The sequence below is a fragment of the Nocardia farcinica genome (assembly GCF_001182745.1).
GTDB lineage: Bacteria > Actinomycetota > Actinomycetes > Mycobacteriales > Mycobacteriaceae > Nocardia > Nocardia farcinica.
The window spans coordinates 347,859-369,372 of sequence record NZ_LN868938.1 but is presented as its reverse complement, the minus strand read 5'-3'; the positions used below and the strand labels follow the sequence as shown (position 1 = coordinate 369,372).

The 21,514-nt window shown below is 70.6% G+C and carries 18 protein-coding genes; 5 read left to right on the top strand and 13 right to left on the bottom strand.

Annotation, left to right across the window (positions count from 1 at the left end; all coding sequences use genetic code 11):
• Window positions 1-37: 37 nt before the first annotated feature.
• The 5 genes from AMO33_RS01965 to AMO33_RS01945 all read right to left on the bottom strand — a co-directional run bounded on the left by AMO33_RS01965 (window position 38) and on the right by AMO33_RS01945 (window position 7,168).
• Complete coding sequence (locus tag AMO33_RS01965; protein ID WP_060590118.1) at window positions 38-859, bottom strand: shikimate dehydrogenase; 822 nt, start codon at window positions 857-859, stop codon at window positions 38-40.
• Complete coding sequence (gene mltG / locus AMO33_RS01960; RefSeq protein WP_060590116.1) at window positions 849-2,531, bottom strand: endolytic transglycosylase MltG; 1,683 nt, start codon at window positions 2,529-2,531, stop codon at window positions 849-851. Before mltG ends, AMO33_RS01965 begins: the two co-directional genes overlap by 11 nt.
• Complete coding sequence (gene ruvX, locus AMO33_RS01955; RefSeq protein ID WP_060590114.1) at window positions 2,528-3,070, bottom strand: Holliday junction resolvase RuvX; 543 nt, start codon at window positions 3,068-3,070, stop codon at window positions 2,528-2,530. Before ruvX ends, mltG begins: the two co-directional genes overlap by 4 nt.
• A complete protein-coding gene (alaS, locus tag AMO33_RS01950; RefSeq protein ID WP_060590112.1) occupies window positions 3,070-5,736 on the bottom strand; it encodes an alanine--tRNA ligase in 2,667 nt (888 codons plus the stop codon). Before alaS ends, ruvX begins: the two co-directional genes overlap by 1 nt.
• 76 nt (window positions 5,737-5,812) lie before the next feature.
• Window positions 5,813-7,168 carry a replication-associated recombination protein A gene (locus AMO33_RS01945; protein ID WP_011210178.1) on the bottom strand — a complete coding sequence of 452 codons (1,356 nt, stop codon included), beginning with the start codon at window positions 7,166-7,168 and terminating at the stop codon, window positions 5,813-5,815.
• Between the two features lie 99 nt (window positions 7,169-7,267).
• On the opposite strand from AMO33_RS01945, the gene AMO33_RS01940 reads away from it, so the two are divergent.
• Complete coding sequence (locus AMO33_RS01940) at window positions 7,268-8,899, top strand: alkaline phosphatase D family protein (RefSeq protein ID WP_076573845.1); 1,632 nt, start codon at window positions 7,268-7,270, stop codon at window positions 8,897-8,899.
• A 3-nt stretch (window positions 8,900-8,902) separates the two neighbouring features.
• Here the strand turns inward: AMO33_RS01940 and AMO33_RS01935 are convergent, their stop codons facing one another.
• Complete coding sequence (locus AMO33_RS01935) at window positions 8,903-10,072, bottom strand: phosphotransferase family protein (protein WP_041560243.1); 1,170 nt, start codon at window positions 10,070-10,072, stop codon at window positions 8,903-8,905.
• Window positions 10,073-10,278: 206 nt separating this feature from the next.
• Here AMO33_RS01935 and AMO33_RS01930 point away from each other — a divergent pair, with 206 nt between their 5' ends.
• Entirely contained in the window at window positions 10,279-11,097 is an 819-nt protein-coding gene (locus AMO33_RS01930) for a DUF2189 domain-containing protein (RefSeq protein ID WP_060590110.1), read from the top strand.
• 72 nt (window positions 11,098-11,169) lie between these two features.
• On the opposite strand, the gene aspS is transcribed toward AMO33_RS01930, so the two are convergent.
• The gene (aspS, locus tag AMO33_RS01925; protein WP_060590108.1) at window positions 11,170-12,963 is read right to left on the bottom strand and encodes an aspartate--tRNA ligase; all 1,794 of its coding nucleotides are present in this window, start codon (window positions 12,961-12,963) and stop codon (window positions 11,170-11,172) included.
• 187 nt (window positions 12,964-13,150) lie between these two features.
• On the opposite strand from aspS, the gene ypfJ reads away from it, so the two are divergent.
• Together ypfJ and AMO33_RS01915 are read left to right on the top strand one after the other, a co-directional pair.
• Entirely contained in the window at window positions 13,151-14,077 is a 927-nt protein-coding gene (gene ypfJ / locus AMO33_RS01920) for a KPN_02809 family neutral zinc metallopeptidase (protein WP_011210183.1), read from the top strand.
• A 111-nt stretch (window positions 14,078-14,188) separates the two neighbouring features.
• Complete coding sequence (locus AMO33_RS01915) at window positions 14,189-14,701, top strand: hypothetical protein (protein ID WP_060590106.1); 513 nt, start codon at window positions 14,189-14,191, stop codon at window positions 14,699-14,701.
• An 83-nt stretch (window positions 14,702-14,784) separates the two neighbouring features.
• Here the strand turns inward: AMO33_RS01915 and AMO33_RS01910 are convergent, their stop codons facing one another.
• The 6 genes from AMO33_RS01910 to AMO33_RS01895 form a co-directional block, all read right to left on the bottom strand.
• Window positions 14,785-15,555: an ESX secretion-associated protein EspG gene (locus AMO33_RS01910; protein WP_060590104.1), complete on the bottom strand. Its 771-nt coding sequence runs from the start codon at window positions 15,553-15,555 to the stop codon at window positions 14,785-14,787.
• Window positions 15,556-15,659: 104 nt separating this feature from the next.
• Entirely contained in the window at window positions 15,660-16,859 is a 1,200-nt protein-coding gene (locus AMO33_RS01905; protein ID WP_060593243.1) for a WXG100 family type VII secretion target, read from the bottom strand.
• A 5-nt stretch (window positions 16,860-16,864) separates the two neighbouring features.
• Complete coding sequence (locus AMO33_RS30100) at window positions 16,865-17,413, bottom strand: hypothetical protein (RefSeq protein WP_076573847.1); 549 nt, start codon at window positions 17,411-17,413, stop codon at window positions 16,865-16,867.
• A gap of 38 nt (window positions 17,414-17,451) precedes the next feature.
• Window positions 17,452-17,994 carry a DUF3558 domain-containing protein gene (locus AMO33_RS30095; RefSeq protein ID WP_240327382.1) on the bottom strand — a complete coding sequence of 181 codons (543 nt, stop codon included), beginning with the start codon at window positions 17,992-17,994 and terminating at the stop codon, window positions 17,452-17,454.
• Window positions 17,995-18,177: 183 nt separating this feature from the next.
• Window positions 18,178-19,875, bottom strand: coding sequence for a hypothetical protein (locus AMO33_RS01900; RefSeq protein WP_060590102.1), 1,698 nt, complete (start codon window positions 19,873-19,875; stop codon window positions 18,178-18,180).
• 7 nt (window positions 19,876-19,882) lie between these two features.
• A complete protein-coding gene (locus AMO33_RS01895) occupies window positions 19,883-20,185 on the bottom strand; it encodes an ESX-1 secretion-associated protein (protein WP_314825904.1) in 303 nt (100 codons plus the stop codon).
• A gap of 296 nt (window positions 20,186-20,481) precedes the next feature.
• Here AMO33_RS01895 and AMO33_RS01890 point away from each other — a divergent pair, with 296 nt between their 5' ends.
• Entirely contained in the window at window positions 20,482-21,486 is a 1,005-nt protein-coding gene (locus tag AMO33_RS01890; protein ID WP_060590100.1) for an NAD-dependent epimerase/dehydratase family protein, read from the top strand.
• Window positions 21,487-21,514: the final 28 nt, after the last annotated feature.

Here is a 21,514-nt window from a genome sequence, read left to right as displayed (position 1 = left end):
GAACAGAACTAGAACCCGTGTCAGAAATTCCGCGGCGTCACGAGGTCAGCGCCGCGGCCATCGCCGCGCGCGGCGCCGGACGCCCGGTGAACTGCTCGACCTGCCCATAGGCTTGTTCGAGCAGCATCTGCAGACCGCTCACGACGGTGTGCCCGGCCGCCTCCACCGCGGTGGCCAACGGCGTCGGCCACGGGTTGTAAATGGCGTCGAGCACCACCGGCGCGGTGGCGACGGCCGCCGCGATCGTGGCCGCCGCTTCCGCCGGGATCGTGCTGACCACCGCCTGGGCCTGCGCGCACGCGGCCCGCACACCGTCCGGGTCGAAACCGGCGACCGTCACGGTCAGACCGAGCTTCTCGGCGAGCTCACGGGCCGGGCGCGCCCTGCCCTCGTCCCTGGCCACGATCGTCACCGACCGCGCACCCAGCTCCCGCAGCGCCAGCAGGGCGGGCCGCGCGGTGCCGCCCGCGCCCAGCACCACGCCGGAGCCGACGCCGGTCACTCCCCCGCCGCGCAGCGCGCCGAGTACGCCGTCCACGTCGGTGCAGTCCGCCCGCCAGCCGGTCTCGGTACGCACCAGCGTGTTGGCGGAGCCGACCAGCACCGCCCGTTCGGTGCGCACGTCGGCGTAGCCGAGCGCGGCTTCCTTGCCGGGCATGGTGACCGAGAGGCCGACCCATTCCGGGCCGAGCCCGTCGACCAGGCCGGGCAGCTGCGCGGCATCGCATTCGATGCGGTCGTAGGTCCAGTCCAGGCCCAGCGCGCGGTAGGCGGCCAGGTGCAGCTGCGGTGAGCGGGAATGCCCGATGGGCTTGCCGAGCACCGCCGCCCGCCGGGGAGTCGTCGCGTCAGCGCCCACTGTCGAGGATCCCGCTTTCCATCGCCTTGTCGATATTGCGCAGGTGCTCGGCGTAGCTCTCGGTGAACAGGGTCGTGCCCTTCTGGTCGATCGTGACGAAGTACAGCCAGTTGCCCGGTTCGGGATTCTCGACCGCGCGCAAGGCGTTCAGCGACGGCGCCGCGATCGGGTTCGCGGGCAGCCCCGCCATCGCGTAGGTGTTCCAGGGGGTGACCGTGGCGCGGTCGCTGTCGGTGGTGGCGACCTCGGTGCGGTCCAGCGAATAGTTCACCGTGGAGTCGAACTGCAACGGCTGATCGATCTTCAACCGGTTGATGATCACCCGGGCGACCTTGGGCATGTCCTGCGGCAGGGCCTCGCGCTCCACCAGGGACGCCGCGATCAACGTCTCGTACGGGCTGAGCTGGGTGTTCGCCCCCGACTGCAACAGCCCGGTGGATTCGTAGCCGGCCGCGCTGGCGGTGATCAGTTCGCGCAGGATCTGCTGCGGGCTGCCGCTGGGATCGAAGTCCCAGGTGCCCGCCGCGATCAGGCCCTCGATCTGCCTGCGGCGGTCGGGTGCCGCACGCACGGCCGCCTCGGCCCAGGACGGCACGCCCAGCCCGGCCAGATCGGCACTGGCCCCCGCGGCGTCGAGTTCCTCGTAGGTCACGCACTTGCGTTCGGCGCCGGTGCCCACACAGCTGGCGTCGGCGATCTTGGTGTAGATACCCTCCTTGCGGGCGCCGGTGTTCACGTCGTGCTGGTCGTGCAGTTGACGTCCCTCCGAGATCACCAGGTTGCCGACGCGGGAATTCTTGCCGAGCAGCGCGGCGACCGCATCGGCGGCCGGGCTGCGGCTGGGAATCTGGTAGTAGCCCGGCTGCACCGCGTTCATGCCGGAATTGCGCACCGCCGCCTCGAAGAACGCGTCGGCGCTGGCCACCACGCCCTTGTCGTACATGGATTTCGCGATCTGGCTCGCGGTGTCGCCGGGATGCACCCGCACCACCACCAGCGGTCCGGGCGGACCGGCGAAGTCCTCGGCGGGGGCGAAGTCGTCGGTCAGCTTCATCACCGCGAAGGTGCCCGCACCGCCGAGCAACAGGACGAAGACGGCGGCCAGCACCCAGGTGGTGTGCCTGCGGCGTTCCCGCTCGGCGGCCTTGCGGGAGGCCGCGCGCGAGGCTTTCCTCCCCTTCGGCTGCGGGCGCCCCGATCGCTCCGGACGGCCCGCCGCGCCCTTGCCGCGGCTGCGGCCCGCCGCGCCCTCGGCCCGAGCACGCCCGGCCGCCGACCGGGTGCGTCCCCCGTCTGCTGTGCGGCCGGACGGCCGGGGCTTACCGGAACCCCGAGGGCGAGCGGCGGACTCGGTGCGGGCCGGCCGGCCGGCGGCCGCGGCGGACCGGCGCCCCCGGGCGGTGGGCTGCTCGTGGTCCGGGTCCTCGGGGTAGTCCGCGTAGGCCGGCTCGACCGCGCCGGATTCGCCTGCGGCCGAGCGGAACTCGTCGTAGGCGGGCTCGTCGTCGGTGTAGCGGGGGATGACGGCGGTGTCGTCGTCGTAGTCGTCCCACTCGTCGTGCGCGGGCGCCGAGCGGGCGCTGCGCTCCCACGCCGCGTCGTCACGCCGGTACCTGCGGTCGGCTTCCCGTTGCCGGTACCGCTCCTCCGCTCGTGTCCACCGGTCCGTCATGCATCATCTCCGGACGACGCCGCCGACTCCGCTTCCCCGACCGACCTCATCACCGCACTCCGTTCGTCCAACCATCCCTGCAGGATCGATACGGCCGCCGCCTGATCGATCACCTGCCGCTGGCCACGCGCGCGAACTCCACTGTCCCGCAAAGCACGTGCAGCAGACACCGTAGTCAAACGTTCGTCGGAAAGGCGTATCGCCACGTCGGGGATTTCGCGCCGCAATCTTTCGGCGAACGCGATCGCCGCCGTCGCGGCGCTGCCCTTCTCCCCGCGTAACGTCCTGGGCAGGCCGACAATGACCTCGACGGCCTCGTACTCCCGCACAATTTCGGCAATTCTGGCGATGTCGGGGGAGACGGTGCCGCGCGGAACCTTCTTCGCGCGCGGCACGGTCTCCACCGGGGTGGCGAGGATGCCGTCCGGGTCGCTCGAGGCGACCCCGATGCGGACACTTCCGACATCGATGCCGAGGCGTCGCCCCCGCCCCGGGTCGGTGGCGGGGTCGGGGCGCTCGGAACGCTCCTGCGCGTCCATCAGCCGGCGATTTCGGCCACCCGGGCGCGCACGGCGGCCAGCCCCGCCGGAATACCGGACGGATCCGATCCGGCGCCCTGCGCCATCTCGGGTTTGCCGCCACCGCGGCCCGCGATGCTGGGGCCGAAGCTGCCGACCAGCTCGCCGGCCTTGACACCGATCTCCTGAGCGGCCTTGTTCACCGCCACCACGAACGGCACCTTGCCGTCGGCGTTGCCCAGCAGCACCACCACGGCGGGTTCACTGCCGAACCGGCCGCGGATGTCGGTGGCCAGCGTGCGCAGATCACCCGCGGCGACACCTTCGGGCGCGGCGGCGGCGACCAGCAGCACCCGGCCGACCCGCTCGGCCTCCTCGACGAACTTGCCCGCCGACGACAGCACCGCGGCGATCTTGGTGCGTTCGAGCTCCTTCTCGGCCACCTTGAGCCGCTCCACCAACTGCTCGACGCGGGCGGGCACCTCCTCCGAGGGCACCTTCAGCGACGAGGCGACACCGGCGAGCAGCGCGCGCTCCTTGGCCAGGTACTTGTAGGAGTCCAGCCCGACGAAGGCCTCCACGCGGCGCACACCGGACCCGACCGACGACTCGCCCAGCAGCGTGATGGGGCCGATCTGCGAGGAGTGCTGCACGTGCGTGCCGCCGCACAGCTCCATCGAGAACGGGCCGCCGATCTCCACGACGCGCACCTCGTCGCCGTAGTTCTCGCCGAACAGCGCCAGCGCGCCCATCTGCTTGGCCTTGGGCAGGTCGGTGACGAAGGTGTTCACCGGGAAGTCCGCGCCGACGGCGTCGTTGGAGACCGCCTCGATGTCGGCCTTCTGCTGCTCGCTGAGCTGGCCCTGCCAGTTGAAGTCGAAGCGCAGGTAGCCGGGCTTGTTGAGCGAACCCGCCTGCACCGCGTTCGGGCCGAGCACCTGCCGCAGCGCGGCGTGCACCATGTGGGTGCCGGAGTGGCCCTGGGTGGCGCCGCGCCGCCAGGCCGGGTCGGCTTGGGCGAGCACCACATCGCCCTCGGTGATCTGCCCCTGCTCGACGGTGGTCTTGTGCACCCACAGCTTCTTGGCGATCTTCTGCACGTCGTTGACGCGCAGCTTCAGCCCGGACGCGGTGATCGAGCCGCGGTCGGCGATCTGCCCACCGGACTCGGCGTAGAGCGGGCTCCGGTCGAGGATGACCTCGACGTCCTGGCCCTGCGTGGCGGTGGGCACCCGCACGCCGTCGGCGATCAGGGCCAGCACGTGCGCTTCGGAGGTGAGCTCGTCGAAACCGGTGAACTCGGTGGCGCCGCGGTCGACGAGCTCCTTGTAGATGCTCAGGTCGGCATGGGCGTGCTTGCGGGCGGCGGCGTCCTCCTTGGCGCGCCGGCGCTGCTCGGCCATGAGCGAGCGGAAGCCCTCCTCGTCGACCGAGAGACCGGCCTCGGCCGCCATCTCCAGGGTGAGGTCGATGGGGAAGCCGTAGGTGTCGTGCAGGGTGAACGCGTCGGCGCCGGCGATCTTGGTGCCGCCCTTGGCCTTCACCGCCGCGGCGGTGTTGTCGAACAACGTCGAGCCGGTGGTCAGCGTCTTGAGGAACGCCGTCTCCTCGCCGACGGCCACGGTCCGGATCCGGTCGAAATCGGTGGCCAGCTCCGGGTAGGACGGCGACATGAGGTCGCTGACGACCTGCATGAACTCCGCCATCACCGGCTTCTCGGCGCCCAGCAGCCGCGCCGAGCGCACGATACGGCGCAGCAGGCGGCGCAACACGTAGCCGCGCCCGTCGTTACCCGGGTTGACGCCGTCGGAGATCAGCATCGCCGCGGTGCGGGCGTGGTCGGCGATCACCCGGAAGCGCACGTCGGAGGCGTGCTCGGCGCCGTACCGGCGACCGGTGAGCTCCTCGGCCTTGCCGATGATCGGGCGCAGCAGGTCGGTCTCGTAGACGTTGTCCACGCCCTGCAGCAGCATGGCGACACGCTCGATGCCCATGCCGGTGTCGATGTTCTTCTTCGGCAGCGACCCGATCGGCGGATGGCCCTGCTTGGGGCTCAGCTCACCGCGCACGTCCTGCATGAAGACGAGGTTCCAGATCTCCAGGTAGCGGTCCTCGTCGGCGACCGGGCCGCCGTCCTTGCCGTAGGCCGGGCCGCGGTCGAAGTAGATCTCCGAACACGGGCCACCCGGGCCGGGCACGCCCATGTCCCAGTAGTTGTCCTTGCCGTCGCGGAACTGGATCCGATCCTTCGGGATGCCGGCCACGCGGTGCCAGATCTCGGCGGCCTCGGGATCGTCCTGGTAGGCGGTGACCCAGATGCGTTCGGGATCGAAGCCGAAACCGCCTTCGGACTGGGGCTTGCTGATCAGCTCCCAGGCGAGGGTGATGGCGCCTTCCTTGAAGTAGTCGCCGAAGGAGAAATTGCCCGCCATCTGGAAGAAGGTGTTGTGGCGGGTGGTGACACCGACCTCCTCGATGTCTCCGGTGCGCACGCACTTCTGCACGCTGGTCGCGCGCGGATACGGCGGCGCCTCCTGGCCCAGGAAGTACGGCTTGAACTGGACCATGCCCGCGTTGACGAACAGCAGGTTGGGGTCGGCCAGGATCAGCGAGGCACTGGGTACCTCGGTGTGTCCGGCACGGACGAAATGGTCCAGGAAACGCCGTCGAATCTCGTGGGTCTGCACAGGTATCCAGCCTACCGGGGCCGCGCACCTGCTTTTTCATCGCCCGGCCCGGGCGCGGACGGCCGCCGCGGCGCCGCTACCGGCCGCGCACGATCCGCCGCAATTTCTCCACCCGCGTACCGATCTCGCGCTCGTAGCCGTGGTCGGTCGGCCGGTAGTAGTCGGCGCCGACGAGTTCGTCGGGCGGGTACTGCTGGGCCAGCACCCCGTCCGGATCGTCGTGCGGGTACTTGTAGCCCTGCGCGTTGCCCAGCTTCGCCGCCCCCGCGTAGTGGCCGTCGCGCAGGTGCGGCGGCACCGCGCCCGCCTTGCCCGCGGAGATGTCGGCCATGGCGGCGCCCAGCGCGGCCGGGACCGCGCCCGACTTCGGCGCGGTGGCCAGGTGGATGGTGGCGTGCGTCAGCGTCAGCTGGGCCTCGGGCATGCCGATCAACTGCACCACGTGGGCGGCGGCCACCGCCGTCTGCAATGCGCTCGGATCGGCCATGCCGATGTCCTCGCTGGCCGAGATCACCAGGCGGCGGGCGATGAAGCGCGGATCCTCCCCCGCGCTGAGCATCCTGGCCAGATAGTGCAGGGCGGCGTCGACGTCGGAGCCGCGGATGGACTTGATGAACGCGCTCACCACGTCGTAGTGCTGGTCGCCCGCGCGGTCGTAGCGCACGGCGGCCCGGTCCACGCTGGCCTCGACCAGATCGAGGTCGACGACGCCGTCGAGCGAGGACTCCGCCGAGGCCTCCAGCGCGGTCAGCGCCCGGCGCGCGTCCCCGCCCGCGATGCGCACGATGTGATCGAGCGCGGCATCGGTGACCTGATAGGCGCCGCCGAAGCCGCGCGGGTCGGCCAGCGCACGATCGAGCACGGTCCGGATGTCGGCGTCGGTGAGCGAGCGCAGCTGCAACACCAGCGACCGCGACAGCAACGGCGAGACCACCGAGAACGACGGGTTCTCGGTGGTGGCACCGACCAGCAGCACGATGCGGTTCTCCACCGCCGCCAGCAACGCGTCCTGTTGCGTCTTGGAGAAGCGGTGCACCTCGTCGATGAACAGCACGGTGCGCTCACCCGCGGTCAGCCGCCTGCGCGCCAGGTCGATGACCGCGCGCACCTCCTTCACCCCCGCCGACAACGCCGAGAGCGCCTCGAACCGGCGCCCGGTCGCCTGCGAGATCAACGAGGCCAGCGTCGTCTTGCCGGTGCCCGGCGGCCCGAACAGCAGCACCGAAGCCGCGCCCGAGCCCTCGATGAGCCGACGCAGCGGGGACCCCGGGCCCAGCAGATGCTGCTGACCGACCACCTCCTCCAACGACCGCGGCCGCATCCGCACCGCCAGCGGAGCCTGGTCGCCCGGGCCGCGGAAGTCGACGCCCGCGCCGTCGATTCCCGGATCCGGCGCGGCTTCGCTCGGCACGTCGAAAAGCCCGTCGCTCATGTTTTCGACCGTACCGGCGCGCGCCGACAGCACCGTGCGCAACCTCCCCGCACACCGCCCGATTTGCGAGCGCGGACGGCATCGGCTGGGATCTGTGCCGTGGCCGAGAAGGAATCGTTCGCCCGTCGCACGCTGTTCAAGGGCGGCGCGGTCGCAGCCGCCGTCACCGCGGTATCGATCGCCCCGGGCGCGCGGGCCGCGGGCCCGGTGTTCCGGCACGGGGTCGCCTCGGGCGACCCGCTGCCCACCGGCGTCGTGATCTGGACCCGCGTCACCGTCTCCGACGAGGCGCTGCCCGGTTCCGGGGCCGGGGAACCCGCGGCCGTGCACTGGGAACTCGCCCGCGACGAGCGGTTCACCCAGGTGGCGGCGTCCGGCACCGTCGTGACGACCGCCGACACCGACCACACCGTGAAGATCGACGTCACCGGCCTGGCGCCCGCGCGCGACTACTTCTACCGGTTCACCGCCTTCGGCCAGCACTCCCCCACCGGCCGCACCCGCACCGCCCCCGCCGCCGACGCCTCCCCCGAGCGGCTGCGTTTCGGCGTCGTGTCGTGCGCGAACTGGGAAGCGGGCTGGTTCGGCGCCTACCGGCACCTGGCCACGCGCGACGACCTCGACGCGATCGTCCACCTCGGCGACTACCTCTACGAGTACGCCCGCGGCGAATACGGGACCGGGCTGCGCGCCCACGAACCCGCGCACGAGATCCGCACCCTGGCCGACTACCGCGTCCGGCACGGCCAGTACAAGACCGACCCCGACCTGGCCGCCCTGCACGCCCGGTTGCCGTTCATCTGCACCTGGGACGACCACGAATCCGCCGACAACTCCTGGTCGGGCGGCGCCGGCAACCACGACCCGGCCACCGAGGGTGACTGGGCCGACCGCCGCGCCGCCTCCGCCCGCGCCTATCTGGAATGGATGCCGGTGCGAGCGGGCGGGACCGGCGACGAGGTGCGGATCTACCGCCGGCTCCGGTTCGGCGATTTGGCCGAACTGTCCATGCTCGACCTGCGCAGCTACCGCGACGAGGAGGTCGTCCCCGGCGCGCAGTGGCGCTCGGTGGACGACCCCGAACGCACCATCACCGGCCGCGAGCAACTCGAATGGCTCACCGCGGGGCTCACCACCGCGCCGGTGCGGTGGAAGCTGGTGGGCAACTCGGTGATGATCGCGCCCCTGCTGTTCCCGCCGCTGGAACCGGCCACCACCGAGGCACTCACCGCTGTGCTCGGCGTGCCGCGCGCGGGCGCACCGGTCAACGCCGACCAGTGGGACGGCTACACCGCCGACCGGCAGCGGCTGTTCCGGGCCATCACCGAGAACAGGGTCGGCGACGTGGTGTTCCTGACCGGCGACATCCACTCCTCCTGGGCCGCCGACCTCCCCGTGGATGCCGCGAACTATCCGGGCGGCCCGACCGCCGGCGCGGAGTTCGTCGTGCCGTCGGTCACCTCGGCGAGCATCGGCGAACTGCTGAAGGCACCGCCCCGCACGGCCGCGGTACCGGTGGAGGAGGCGATCAAGGCCGCCAACCACCACCTGCGCTACGTCGAACTCGAATCGCACGGCTACGGCGTGCTCGACGTGACCGCGGACCGCACCCAGATGGACTGGTTCTACCTCCTGAACGTCGACGACCCGGCGTCCCCGGTCCGGCACGGTGCCTCGTTCGCGGTACCCGCGGGAGGGCGCGTCCAGCCCCAGCCGGGACCGGTCGCCTGAGCCTCACTCGGCCCAGCGTTCCTCCAGCATCGCCGAGACCTCGTCGGCGAAATCCCCTATGACGTCGTCGCCGGTGCAGCGCGCGTCCTCGGCCAGAGCCGCCCAGCGGTTGATCAGCGCCGCCGACCGCGGCACCGACAACCCGTGCTCCCGCGCGGCGGCGATGCGGGTGTGGTCGGCGGGCAGGAACCAGTAGGTCGTCAGCCACACCCAGATCAGGCGCGCCTCCAGGATCCGCTCGGCCAGCACGGCGTCGTCGGCCAGCGCGGGGAACACCCCGACCACCTCGGCGCGCCACGCCTCCACCATCTGCCTGGCCCGTTCCCGCGACAGCTCCACGTCGCACAGGCACCCGGGGAACGACACCAGCGCGTACGCGATGTCGAGGGTCGCGTCGCGGAAACCGCCCCACTCGTAGTCGAGGAACCGGGCGCCGTCGTTGTTGAGCATCACGTTGTCCGGGCACAGGTCCGACGGGCTGAACGCCCGGAACCGCCCGGCCGAGAACAGCCGGTTACCGCGGACGATCCGCTCGGCGATCTCGACCGGCACCGTCAAGCCCAGCTCCCGCTGCAACAGGCGCGGCACTTCCGCCACGGCGGCCTCGGCCTGCTGGGCGATGCCGTCGACCCGGTGCACCACGTCCACCCGGCGCAGCAGCGCCACGAAGTCGGCCTCGCGACCCACGGTCGCCGCGTGCATGCGGCCCAGCGCCTGCGCGAACGCCATCAGCGCGTTGCGGGTGGCGGGTTCGGCGCCGGAGCGCAGCACCGCCGTGAGGCCCGCGTTCTCGCCGAGATCGGACAGGATCAACAGCCGGTCGGGCAGGCTGTAGGCGATCAGGTAGGCGCCCGGACGCTGGTCCCGGCCGAGCGAGGTGGTGAACTGGTAGGAGACCGCTTCGCGCAGGAACGCCGAGTCGACGCTGGCCACGCCCGGCGCCAGCCCGCCCGTGGTGCGGTCCTGGGCACCGCCGCGCACCTGCTTGACGATCAGCGTCCGCGGTAGCGAGAAAGCGTTCTCCGCGACACGCACACGTAGGACCGTCGTCCTACCACTTCCGCTGAGTTCGATCGGATCGCTCAGCTTCACCGGAGCACCCATTCGCTTGGTGAGCAACTGCTGTGCTGCGGACACGACGTCGGCGGCGCGTTCGGCCAATAGTGCAGTCATCGCCTCTCAAGCTACTCGCTTCGGGTCACTTCTAGCGAGCGGTTACACAACCTTTCCGCGTCGCTCGGCGTGTCCACCTGGTGTTGCTGCGCGGACACGATCGAGTGGGTCGGGTCCACCTTGACACCATCGCACGCGTCCGGTTTTCTCATCGTGAACTGCTCTGCGCCACTTCGCAAACCAGTTGTCCGGAAAGGTCTACGACTGTGACCGACACACCGTCCTCCGCACCGAAGGATCCGGCCGGAGGCGACGCCTCGGTGCGAGGTGGCGACCCTCACCCCGGTTCGCCGCCGAACCTTCCGCCGCCGCAGGGGGCGCCGACGCCGGGTCCGCAGTACGGCCCGCCCGGCTCCGCGCCCGCCGACCAGCCGGTGTACGGCTATCAGCAACTCGCCGCACCCGCCACGTTGGACGTCGGCAACGCGATCAGCTACGGACTGGAGAAGTTCCGGTCGAATATGGCTCCGTGGCTTGCTGTTACGGCCGTCGGCGTGGTCATCTACCTGACCTTCCTGTTGGTGGTGCAGACCTTCGAGCCGAATTCGCTGCTGTCGCTGGTGTTGCTGTTCCTGGCGGTGATGGTCGGGCTGTGGCTGTTGCAGGCGGCGATGGTGCGCGGCGCGCTGCACGAAACAGACGGCGTCAAACCCGTTTTCGGCTCCTTCTTCCAGGTCCTCAACGCGGGCAACGTGCTGCTCACCGCGCTGCTGGCGTTCCTGGGGACGTGGCTGGGCCTCGCCCTGTGCGTGTTGCCCGGCCTGGCTGTGGGCGTGCTGTGCATGTTCTCGCTGCACTTCGTCGTCGACCAGGATCTGGGCCCGATCGATGCCCTCCGCGCCAGCGCGATGCTCGTGGCCCGCAACCCGGTGCAGGTGCTGCTGCTCGCGCTGTCGGTCGTGGTGATCACCCTGCTCGGCCTGCTGGCCTGCGGCATCGGTGTGCTGTTCGCCGGACCGGTGTGCGTGCTCGCGGTCACCTACGCCTACCGGGGTCTCACCGGCGGCACACTGGTTCCCGCCTGAGGCGCTTCCGTCGCGCTACCGCGAATCGGCCGCGACCCGTCCGGGGCCGCGGCCGATTCCGTCGTGGGGGCCTCAGCCCGCCTGTTCGGCCTTCTTCGCCTCGGCCTGTTCCGGCTTGGCGTCCAGCCCCGCCTCCTTGCGCTGCTGCGCGGTGATCGGGGCGGGCGCGTCGGTGAGCGGGTCGACGCCGCCGCCGGTCTTCGGGAAGGCGATCACCTCGCGGATCGAGTCCAGTCCCGCCAGCAGCGCGACGATGCGGTCCCAGCCGAAGGCGATGCCGCCGTGCGGGGGCGCGCCGTAGGCGAAGGCGTCCAGCAGGAAGCCGAACTTCTCCTGCGCCTCCTGCTCGCCGATACCCATCACCTTGAACACCCGCTCCTGCACGTCACGGCGGTGGATACGGATCGAGCCGCCACCGATCTCGTTGCCGTTGCAGACGATGTCGTAGGCGTAGGCCAACGCCGACCCCGGGTCGGTGTCGAAGGTGTCCAGCGACTCCGGCTTGGGCGAAGTGAACGCGTGATGCACGGCCGTCCACGCCGAGTGCCCGAGCGCGACGTCACCGCTGGCGGTCGCGTCGTCGGCGGGCTCGAACAACGGCGCGTCCACGATCCACACGAACGACCAGGCGTTCTCGTCGATCAGGCCGACCTTGCGCGCGATCTCCCCGCGCGCCGCGCCGAGCAGCGCGCGCTGCGCCTTGGCCGGGCCCGCGGCGAAGAAGACGCAGTCGCCCGGCTCCGCGCCCACGTGCTTGGCCAGCCCCTCGCGTTCGGCGTCGCTGAGGTTCTTGGCGACCGGACCTCCGAGGCTGCCGTCCTCGTTGACCAGCACATACGCCAGGCCCTTCGCCCCGCGCTGCTTGGCCCACTCCTGCCAGGCGTCGAGCTGGCGCCGCGGCTGGCTCGCCCCACCGGGCATCACCACGGCGCCGACGTAGGGCGCCTGGAACACCCGGAACGGGGTGTCCTTGAAGTACTCGGTGCACTCGGTGATCTCGACGCCGAACCGCAGGTCGGGCTTGTCGGAACCGAAGCGGCGCATCGCCTCGGCGTAGGTCATGTGCGGGATCGGGGTCGGGATCTCGTAGCCGATCAGCTTCCACAGCGCGACCAGGATCTCCTCGGCGAGCAGGATCACGTCGGCCTGCTCCACGAAGCTCATCTCGATGTCGAGCTGGGTGAACTCCGGCTGCCGGTCGGCGCGGAAGTCCTCGTCGCGGTAGCAGCGGGCGATCTGGAAGTACCGTTCGATGCCGCCCACCATGAGCAGCTGCTTGAACAGCTGCGGGCTCTGCGGCAGCGCGTAGAAGTTGCCCGGCTGCAGGCGCGCGGGCACCAGGAAGTCACGCGCGCCCTCGGGCGTGGACTTGGTCAGCGTCGGGGTCTCCACCTCGACGAACTCGTGCCGGGCCAGCACCTCGCGGGCAGCGGCGTTGACCTTGGAGCGCAGCCGGATGGCATGGGCAGGGCCCTCGCGGCGCAGGTCCAGGTAGCGGTGCTTGAGGCGGGCCTCCTCGCCGGGCTGCTCGTCGAGCTGGAACGGCAGCGGCGCGCTCTCGTTGAGCACCTCGAGCTCGCGGACGTTCACCTCGATCTGCCCGGTCGGCAGTTCCGGGTTCTCGTTGCCGTCGGGCCGCTGCTCGACCACGCCGGTGACCCGCACGCAGTACTCCGCGCGCAGCCGATGCGCCTGTTCGGCGGCCTCGCCCTCGCGGAACACCGCCTGCGACACCCCCGAGGCGTCGCGCAGATCGATGAAGATCACCCCACCGTGGTCGCGCCGCCGGGCCACCCATCCGGTGAGGGTGACGGTCTGACCGGCATGCTCGCTTCGCAGCGAACCAGCCAAGTGGGTGCGCAGCACGGGATTCCTTTCGACGATTTCTCACACCGGTACGGGCGTCGACCAGGTGCGCTTGCCATCGTAGTGAGACACGATCGGCGAGTGGAAACCGATATCGGCCGGGCCCGTGTCAAGCTGTAGCCGAATGGGCTCCCACCGGCGGGGTATCCCGCGGGGCAGCGGCGTGGCAGAACAGAAAGCGACAGCGATGACCTTCAACGAAGGCCTGCAGATCGACCCGGACCGGGCGTCCTCCGGCGGCGGTCCCGGCATGGGCGGCAAGCTCGCGCTCGGCGGCGGTGCGGGCGGCCTCATCCTGCTGGTGATCACGCTGCTGCTCGGCGGCGACCCCGGCTCGGTCCTGGGCCAGTTCACCGGCGCGCAGGACAACGGGCAGGTCCAGCCCGGCACCGCGGGCACCCCCGAACACTGCCGCACCGGCGCCGACGCCAACCGCTACGTCGACTGCCGCGTCGTGCTCACCGCGCAGAGCCTCGACGCCGTGTGGGCGGGCGAGCTGCCCGAACAGACCGGCGTGCGCTACTCCGAGCCGAAGCTGCGCCTGTTCTCCGGCGCCGTCGCCACCGGCTGCGGCAACGCCACCAGCGAGGTGGGTCCGTTCTACTGCCCCGCCGACCAGACCGCCTACTTCGACGTCAGCTTCTTCCAGGAGCTCGTCGACCGCTTCGGCTCCAGCGGCGGCCCGCTGGCCCAGGAGTACGTCGTCGCCCACGAGGTCGGCCACCACATCCAGAACCAGCTCGGCGACCTCGGCCGCGCCCAGCAGGATCCGCGCGGGGCCGACTCCGGCGCCGTCCGCACCGAACTCCAGGCCGACTGCTACGCGGGCCTGTGGGCCCACTACGCCGACAAGACACCCGCCCCCGGCAGCAGCGAGCCCTTCTTGCGGCCGCTCACCGACACCGACATCCGCGACGCCCTCTCCGCCGCCTCCGCCGTCGGCGACGACCGCATCCAGCGCGCCGCCCAGGGCCGGGTGAACCCCGAGGCCTGGACGCACGGCTCCTCCGACCAGCGCCAGAAGTGGTTCCTCACCGGCTACCGCACCGGCCGGGTCGACGCCTGCGACACCTACTCCGCGAGCGACCTGAACAACCCGCCCGCGCTGCGCTGACACGCCCGCCGCGCGGCGGGCGCGGCGGCCCCGGTCCTGTCATGATCTATGCCGCGCCGAGCGCGCACCCGCCCCGACCTGGGGCGGGCCTCATCGAGAAGGGGACATGACATGCGAAGGATCGCGTCGGCGCTGCTGGTCGCGGCGCTGGCACTGACGAGCGCGGGCGCGGTCGCCACGGCCGAAAGCGAACCGGCCGCAACCGGTTTCGCCCTGGTCACACTGACCACCATGCCCGCGGGCTGGAGCCAGCGCACCGACCTGCGCCCACACCTGCAGGTCTACGCCGACGGCCGCGCCGTGCACCGTCCCGACGCAACCGCCCCCGACCGCGACCCCGGCACCGAACCCCGCGAGGTCGTCGGCACGGTGCCCCGCGAAGCACTGGACAAGGCGCTCACCGAGATCCGCGCCCTCGCCGACACCGATTTCGGCGTCCCCGCCGGCACCGACCAGGGCAGCCAGATCATCGACCTGATGCCCGAGAACCCCACCGAGGACGTGCACCTGATCCTCTACGCTCCCGACGCCACCGACGGTCTCTCCGCCGAACAGCGCGACGCCCGCACCCGGTTCACCGCTCTGTATCGAGGACTCCTCGACGCCTTCCGCGGCACCAGCTGAGGGACAGTCGCTCCCGCGTGGGGGCGGCATCGACCGATCGGCTGTCCGGCGTGCGCACCCGTCCTCGGGCCGCTACGCGACGGTCAGTAGTCGGCGTCGGCGTGCAGGCGGTTCAGCGTGGTGGTGATCCAGTCGGTGAAGTGCCGGGTCAGCTCGGCCGGGGTCGTCGGGCGGACGGTGATGTGGGCGCCGCGGTGCTCGGTGTAGCGGCCGTCGTCGGTGATGTCGTACCACTGCAGCACGTCGAGCGGTCGCACCGCCGAGTGCAGCGGGCCGGACAGCAGGGCGGCGGTGCCACCACCGTCGGCTTGCCTGCCGAGCAGGCGGCGGTAGCGTTCGCGAGGAGTGTTGCGCGCGTTGTCCTGGAGGTAGCCGTCCCGCCTAGGCTGGAGATCGGCCGGGTGGAACGTCTCCGGCCGCTCGTTTCCCGGACGGCACGCGGGCACGGCCTGGGTGAGGCGGGCCGGGAGCTGGTCGGCATCGAAGGCGCGCAGACGGATCGGGCCGTGCTCGGTCTCGGTGCCGTGCTGCGTGAGAACCACCGCGCGGTGACCCGCCCGGGCACCGAGCACCCGATACTCGCGCAGATCGTCGCGTCCCGTGCTGTTGCGGTGCCGGCAACTCCCACCCAGGATCTCGATCCGGATGTCGGAGGCGGCCAGGGTGCGCAGGGCGGCCGCGATCTCGTCAAGTTCGTCGGCGCCGTATCGGTTGCGCACCGCGACCCGGTGCGCGGCGGCCTCGTCGTGGAACGCGAACCGGCTCAGATGCCGCAGCGGACCCGGGATGCGGTCATGGGCGTCCCCGAGCCACAGCGCCGCGAAATCATCGGTGTCCCAAGTCCACTCGGACATACCCCATCCCCTCTCGGCGGCGCCGTCCCGCGCCGTCGTGCACACCCGCACCGGCACCGCGCCGATGCCCGATCTCCGACGTCACCGCCACTGCCACCGCACCGTCACCCGGCGTCCCCGCCGATCACACCGCCGGGAACCGTCGGCGGCAACTCCCCGAGCAGTTCGTCGGTGTTCTCCTGCGTCACGAGATAATCCGGAATCTGGTGCGTGTCGTCGTCCTGGCCGCCGCCCCGTGCCCCCGGCGCACCGGCCATCCCCATGCCACCCATCCCGCGCATCGCCCCGCCCGCCGCCGCGGCCGCCGCCGGGGCGGACTGCCCCGGTACGACCGCCGAGCCCGGCACACCCGGAATACTGCGCCCCGGCTGCGGCGTGGCCGCAGAACCCGGACTGCCCGGCGAGCCGGACCCGGGGCTGCCCGGCGACCCCGATCCCGGACTCGACGGATTCGAGCCACTCGGCACCGTCCGCCCCGGATCACTCGGGTTCGTCCCCGCCGGATTCGTCGAGGCAGGATCGGTCGACGCGGGATCCTGGCTCGACGGGTCGGTCGAATCATCGCCCTGCGACGACTGATTCGTCGACGAATCATCCTGCTGATCCGCCGGTTCCGTCTCCTCCCCCGGCTGCGGTTGCTCCTCTTGACCGGACGGGCTTCCCGGCTGATCGCCCCCGCCCGGACCGTTCGACGACGGGTTGCCCGAACCCGAACCGTCACCGGAACCGGAACCGCCGCCGAACCGGCCGGGCGGAACGGTGATGTCGGGGGAAGAGGTGGGGCTCACCGGTGTCGGCAGGACGGGAATACTACTGTCGATCCCTTGGAACGGCTTCACATAGTGCGTATCCATCGCCGCTTGGGCGGCCTGCTCCTCCTGCGACTGCTCCCGCTGCAATTCGAACCTGTTGGGCGGCCACAGCCAAGACGTCCACGTGATCACGACCGGGTCCGGAAGTTCGTTCTTCGTCCGAGTGATCGCCGCGGCAGCCTCGTTCACCCTGGCCGACAACTCGGTGAGCGCCGGCGTCAGCTCCTCGGCCTTCTTGGTGTACTCCTGGATGCTCTGCTTGGACGCCTCCGCCGCCGCCCCCGACCATGCCTGCGCGATCGAGTTCTGAATCGAACGCGCGAAGGTGCGCACGCCCTGGTCCCAGAGTTGGCTGATCTCGAAGTACTTCTGTGCCTGGTTGTTTGCGTCGGTCGTGTCCAACGGTGAAAAGGCATCGATGATCTTCGGATGTCTCCAACTCGGCGGATGTTCGCCGCCACCCGGAATGGCAGGGCTCTCGTGTGAGTTCACGATCCTTATCCGTTCGTTGGTGTAGTGGGCCACGGACTGGACACGGCGGGAGACGGAGCCGATGCGAACAGGGGCCCAAGGCCCGGCATGTGGGCGAGAGCATCCAGCGCTTGTTGAGGAGTACGGGCTTCAGGAGGTCGTTCCGGTAGCGTCTCATTCAGCGTTGTGAGAGCGCTCGCGAATTCGCTGTCTGCCTGCATCATCCGCTCACGCACAAGCCGATAAACGGCCTGGATATCTTCCACAATCTGGTAGTGCTGTTCCATGATCGCCCAGACGCTGTTGCCCCGGTCTCCGTCACGGGCCTTCTTTCTGAAACGTTCAACCACTGTCCGCGCAGAGACGAGTTCGGCGTTGTCTTCGCCTAGGCCCCAGTGACTCTGCTCTGAAATATTGGCGACATGGCGCTGGATCTGCCGGATCGTGTTCTTGAAGAACTCACAATCCCGGTCGATGTAAACGAAATCTTCTGGTGTCATCGCGACGGATAGCGCGCCTTCGCGGGCGGCGGTAAGCATGTTCGCCATCGGCCGCGGCGACTGGTCCTCACTCATCGTTCATGCCCTCCCCAGGACTACCGGCTCCACCGCATTCACGCCCCGGCAGGTAGCGCCGGAACCACCTTCTCCGCCACCTGGCGAGCAAGGTCACAGGAATCGAGATGTCCTGTGTTCTTCGCCGAGGTTGGATTGGTCAACCCTACCGACAGACTGCCCCCACGCATCGCCACGTTGACGGTGCACGACGCTTCCTTTTCCACTTCGGATTGACGACTGGCGATAGCCTCTCGACCAGAGACGACAAACTCGTATGCACCTACGAATCCCTTCGCTCGCACCATCTCGACGGTGATGTTGGTCGTCTGAATGCTGACCGCATACCCATCTGGCTGCCCCCAGAGGCAGCCGCGCCACTTGATTCCACCCGATGCAGCCGAGTTGTCCGGGATCTTTTGCCGCAACCTCTCCGAATCCAGCACGCTCTGCGGGATGTCCTCGCACGGGTCGAAACCCGCCGGAACGTCCGCCGCGACGGTCGCCGTAGTGCTCCCGGCCGGCCCGGCATCTCCATCCACCGCGGAATCGCAGCCCCCCAACACCACCACGACCCCCAGCGCCAGAACTCCCCCGACCACCGACCTGCTCCCCATCCAGCACCCCTCACTCGCCGGGATTCTCGGGCATCGCGGGGCGGACCGGCTTCTCCTCCCCCTGCCAACTGCCGGTGATCCTACCGACATCACATGCTGCCGTGGACCGCTCGCTCACGGCGGCCCGCATGCCCCACGCCGATGATCGTGGGGCGTGTCATCCGATGGTCAGAACTGGTCTTGCTCGTAGTCGGTACCCAGGAGTTCGTCGGTGTGGGTCGCGCCGATGACTTCCGGGGTGGACTCGCCGAGCGGGCCGGTGAGGTCGTCGTTGCCGGTGAGGCTCTGGTAGGGCTGCACGGTGCGGGAGTGCTCGTCGTCCTCGCCTTGGCGGCCGGCGCCGGCCGCGGCGGGGCTGCCCATGAAGGAGCTGCCGGTGCCCGCGGGGGTGGTGGAAGTGCCGGTGCCGGTGGGGAATCCGGTGGGGGTGGCGGTGACGGGGCGGACGCCGGGGATGCCGGCGCCCGGGGAACCGGAGCCGGGGCTCTGGGTGCTCGGGAGACCGGTGATACCGGGGGATCCCGAGCGCCCACCGCCGCCGCCGGAACCGCCGGAGCCGCCCGAACCGCCGGGGCGGCCGAGGGCGCCGAGCAGGCCGCTGCTGGGGGTGCTGGCACTCTGCGTGTTCAGTGCGGACGGCTGGGTGGGGGTCAGCGAGCTGCCCGGCGTGCCCGCGGTGGGGCTCGCGCTCGCCGCCTGGGTGGCGGCGTCCTGCGCCTGGGACAGGAGGGGTTCGCCGATGTTCTGCACCGCCGCCTGGGCGACCTCCTGGGGCGCGGGCAGCCCGCTCTGGCCGAGCAGCTGGGCGACGACACCGTTGAGTTCGGCGGTCTTGCCCGCCAGGTCGCCACGGGTGGCGTTGACGACGGTGAGCGCGCTGCCGAGATGTTCGGTGGCGCTGGCGATCAGCGTGGCCTGGCCGGGCGGGGTGAGGATGACCGGCGCCAGGGCGGTGGCCTGGGTGGCGAACGAGCTTGCGATGCCGAGCAATTGGGCGTTGCCCTGCTGCACGACGGCGGCGGCGCGCTGGGTGAGCTCGGAGATGTCGAAGCCGCGCTGGCTGGTCTCCTGCCCCTGGGCGCTCGCCTCTTGGCCGGCGACCTGCGCCTGTCGGGCGGCCTGCCCTTCCCATACCTGTTCGACGGTGGCCATGCTGCCCTTGGCGACCTGCATGGCGGTCTCGATGATCTGCGAGGACTGGCTCAGGATCGCGGTGGGGTCGAGTGCGCCGAGCACGCCGGTGCCGAAGCTGCTCAACAGGTCGAGGATGGGTTTGAACAGCACGTCGACGCCGGGCAGCGCGGGCACCTGGAGGCCCTGCATCAGCGCGCCGACGGGGTCGGCGGGCAGGCTGGGCAGCGTCGGCAGCTGGGTGGCGGCGGCTTGGGCGGCCTGGGTGGCCGCGGCGGCGGCGCTCTGTGCGGCGGCACCGGCTTGGCCGAGCGCGTGCTGCACGGACTCCTGGGCCTGCTGGGCGGCCTGCCCCAGAGCGACGTTCGCCCCGTCGAGGATGCCCGCGGCTTCGGTGCCGAGGCCGCCGAGGATGTCCTGCGGGTCGGACGGCTGACCGCCGCCGAGGCCGGGCAGCCCGGCCGGAACCGTGCCGGTGGCCGGGGTGTCGTCGGAGATCTTGCGCGCCAGGACGAACTCGGGCGGCTCGATGGGCGGCAGATCGGCGGGCAGCTGCGGTAGCGGCACGTCGATGACGGCCTGATCGGTGGGGATCTCGGCGTTCGCGGGGGCGGACGCGACAGGGGCGGCCGCCTGGTTCGCACCGACGACCGCGTGGTCGAGGCCGGGCTCGGGCGCGGCGGTGGGCTGGGCGGCGCCGATGACGCCGGTGTCGGTGACATCGAGTGGCTTCATGACGGCCTCAGATCTCGTTCGCCTGGACGTTCAGCTGGCCGGCGTTCTCGCCGTCGGTGTTCTCGAACAGCGCGGCGGCCGAGAACGCCTTCCAGGACAGGTCGTTGTATTTCGCCGCGAGATCGTTGATGTCCTTGGCCTGCAACACCTGCGCGGCCGCGAAACTCAACAGGTAATCCGCGCCGATCAGGCCGAAGACGGGCGTGAGCGCCGAGACCTGACCGACGAGGTCCATGTTCGCCGCCGCCGAGATCTGCCCGGCGATGCCCGCGTGCTCCGTGGCGAACGTCCGGACCGCGCCGGTGTCCACCGAGAGATTTTCCATCGAGTTGCCCCCCATTCGTCGTCAACTGCCTGTTCCGCACCGGCCGCCCGATCATCCGCCGCACCCGGCTCCCTCGAACGCCTGGACGTTCCTCCCCGAAGCGGCTGTGCCAGCGGACAGCTCGGCCGTCCGCGGCCCTGCACCGCTACGGTTCGGCTCAATATAGCCGACAGTCGGGACAGGTTTCGAGTGCGGCACAGCGCGCGGACCGGGTCGACGGCACCTCGGGCGACAAACTGGAACGTGTTGCAAATTAGAACAAGTTCTATATTCTCTCCTGCATGAAGGTCGCAGTGACCGGCGCAGCCGGCTACCTCGGTTCGAACCTGCTCCCCCTGCTCCGCGAGCGGGGGCACGACGTCGTCGCCATCGACCGGGTGACGCCCGCGCAATCGGACACCCCCGGCGTGACCTGGGTCGAGGGCAACGTGCTCGATCCGGCGTCGATGCGCGCCGCACTGGACGGCGCGGAGGTGGTGTACCACCTGGTGGCCGTCATCACCTTGGCGGACAAGAACGATCTGGCGTGGCGGGTCAACACCGAGGGGGTGCGGGTGGTGGCCGAAGCGGCGCTCGCGGTGGGCGCCCGCCGCATGGTGCACGCCAGCTCGATCCACGCCTTCGATCAGTACACCTGCGGCGGCCACATCGATGAGACCGCGGTGCGCTCGACCGATCCCGGCCTGCCGGTCTACGACCGGTCGAAGTGGGCGGGCGAGGTGGCGTTGCGCAAGGTCATCGACGCGGGGCTGGACGCGGTGCTGTGCAACCCGACCGGGGTCTTCGGGCCGCTGGACCACGGCACGCCGCTCTCCCGGATCAACCGCACCCTGCGCGACGCCGCCCAGGGCCGGGTGCCCGCCATGATCGGGGGCGGTTTCGACCTCGTCGACGTCCGCGACGTGGCCGAGGGCCTGATCCTGGCGGGCGAACAGGGCCGCACCGGCGAGAACTACCTGCTCGGCGGATCGATGATCTCGATGACCGACCTGTGCCGGCTGGCCGCCGCCTACGGTGGCAAGAAGGGCCCGAAGTTCACCATCTCCCCCAAGGTCGTCGGTGGGCTCATTCCGGTGCTCGAGCCGATCGGCAAGATGCTCGGCACCGACATCGTGTCCAAGGCCGCGCTCGGCGCCCTGATCTCGGCACCCACCGTCGATCACGGCAAGGCCACCCGCGAGCTGGGCTATCGCCCCCGCCCGATCGAGGACACCGTGCGCGACCTGGTCGCCTTCTTCGCCGATCCCGCCGGTTTCGAACGCGGCGGCGCGCAGCGCATCGCTTGACACACCTTAGAACGCATGTTCGACTGGG

Bases quoted from the DNA above. Each gene is read 5' to 3' on its own strand.
- mltG (WP_060590116.1), bottom strand. From the start codon at position 2,531: ATGACGGACCGGTGGACACGAGCGGAGGAGCGGTACCGGCAACGGGAA.
- ruvX (WP_060590114.1), bottom strand. From the start codon at position 3,070: ATGGACGCGCAGGAGCGTTCCGAGCGCCCCGACCCCGCCACCGACCCG.
- AMO33_RS01945 (WP_011210178.1), bottom strand. From the start codon at position 7,168: ATGAGCGACGGGCTTTTCGACGTGCCGAGCGAAGCCGCGCCGGATCCG.
- AMO33_RS01935 (WP_041560243.1), bottom strand. From the start codon at position 10,072: ATGACTGCACTATTGGCCGAACGCGCCGCCGACGTCGTGTCCGCAGCA.
- ypfJ (WP_011210183.1), top strand. From the start codon at position 13,151: ATGACCTTCAACGAAGGCCTGCAGATCGACCCGGACCGGGCGTCCTCC.
- AMO33_RS01915 (WP_060590106.1), top strand. From the start codon at position 14,189: ATGCGAAGGATCGCGTCGGCGCTGCTGGTCGCGGCGCTGGCACTGACG.
- AMO33_RS01910 (WP_060590104.1), bottom strand. From the start codon at position 15,555: ATGTCCGAGTGGACTTGGGACACCGATGATTTCGCGGCGCTGTGGCTC.
- AMO33_RS30100 (WP_076573847.1), bottom strand. From the start codon at position 17,413: ATGAGTGAGGACCAGTCGCCGCGGCCGATGGCGAACATGCTTACCGCC.
- AMO33_RS01900 (WP_060590102.1), bottom strand. From the start codon at position 19,875: ATGAAGCCACTCGATGTCACCGACACCGGCGTCATCGGCGCCGCCCAG.
- AMO33_RS01890 (WP_060590100.1), top strand. From the start codon at position 20,482: ATGAAGGTCGCAGTGACCGGCGCAGCCGGCTACCTCGGTTCGAACCTG.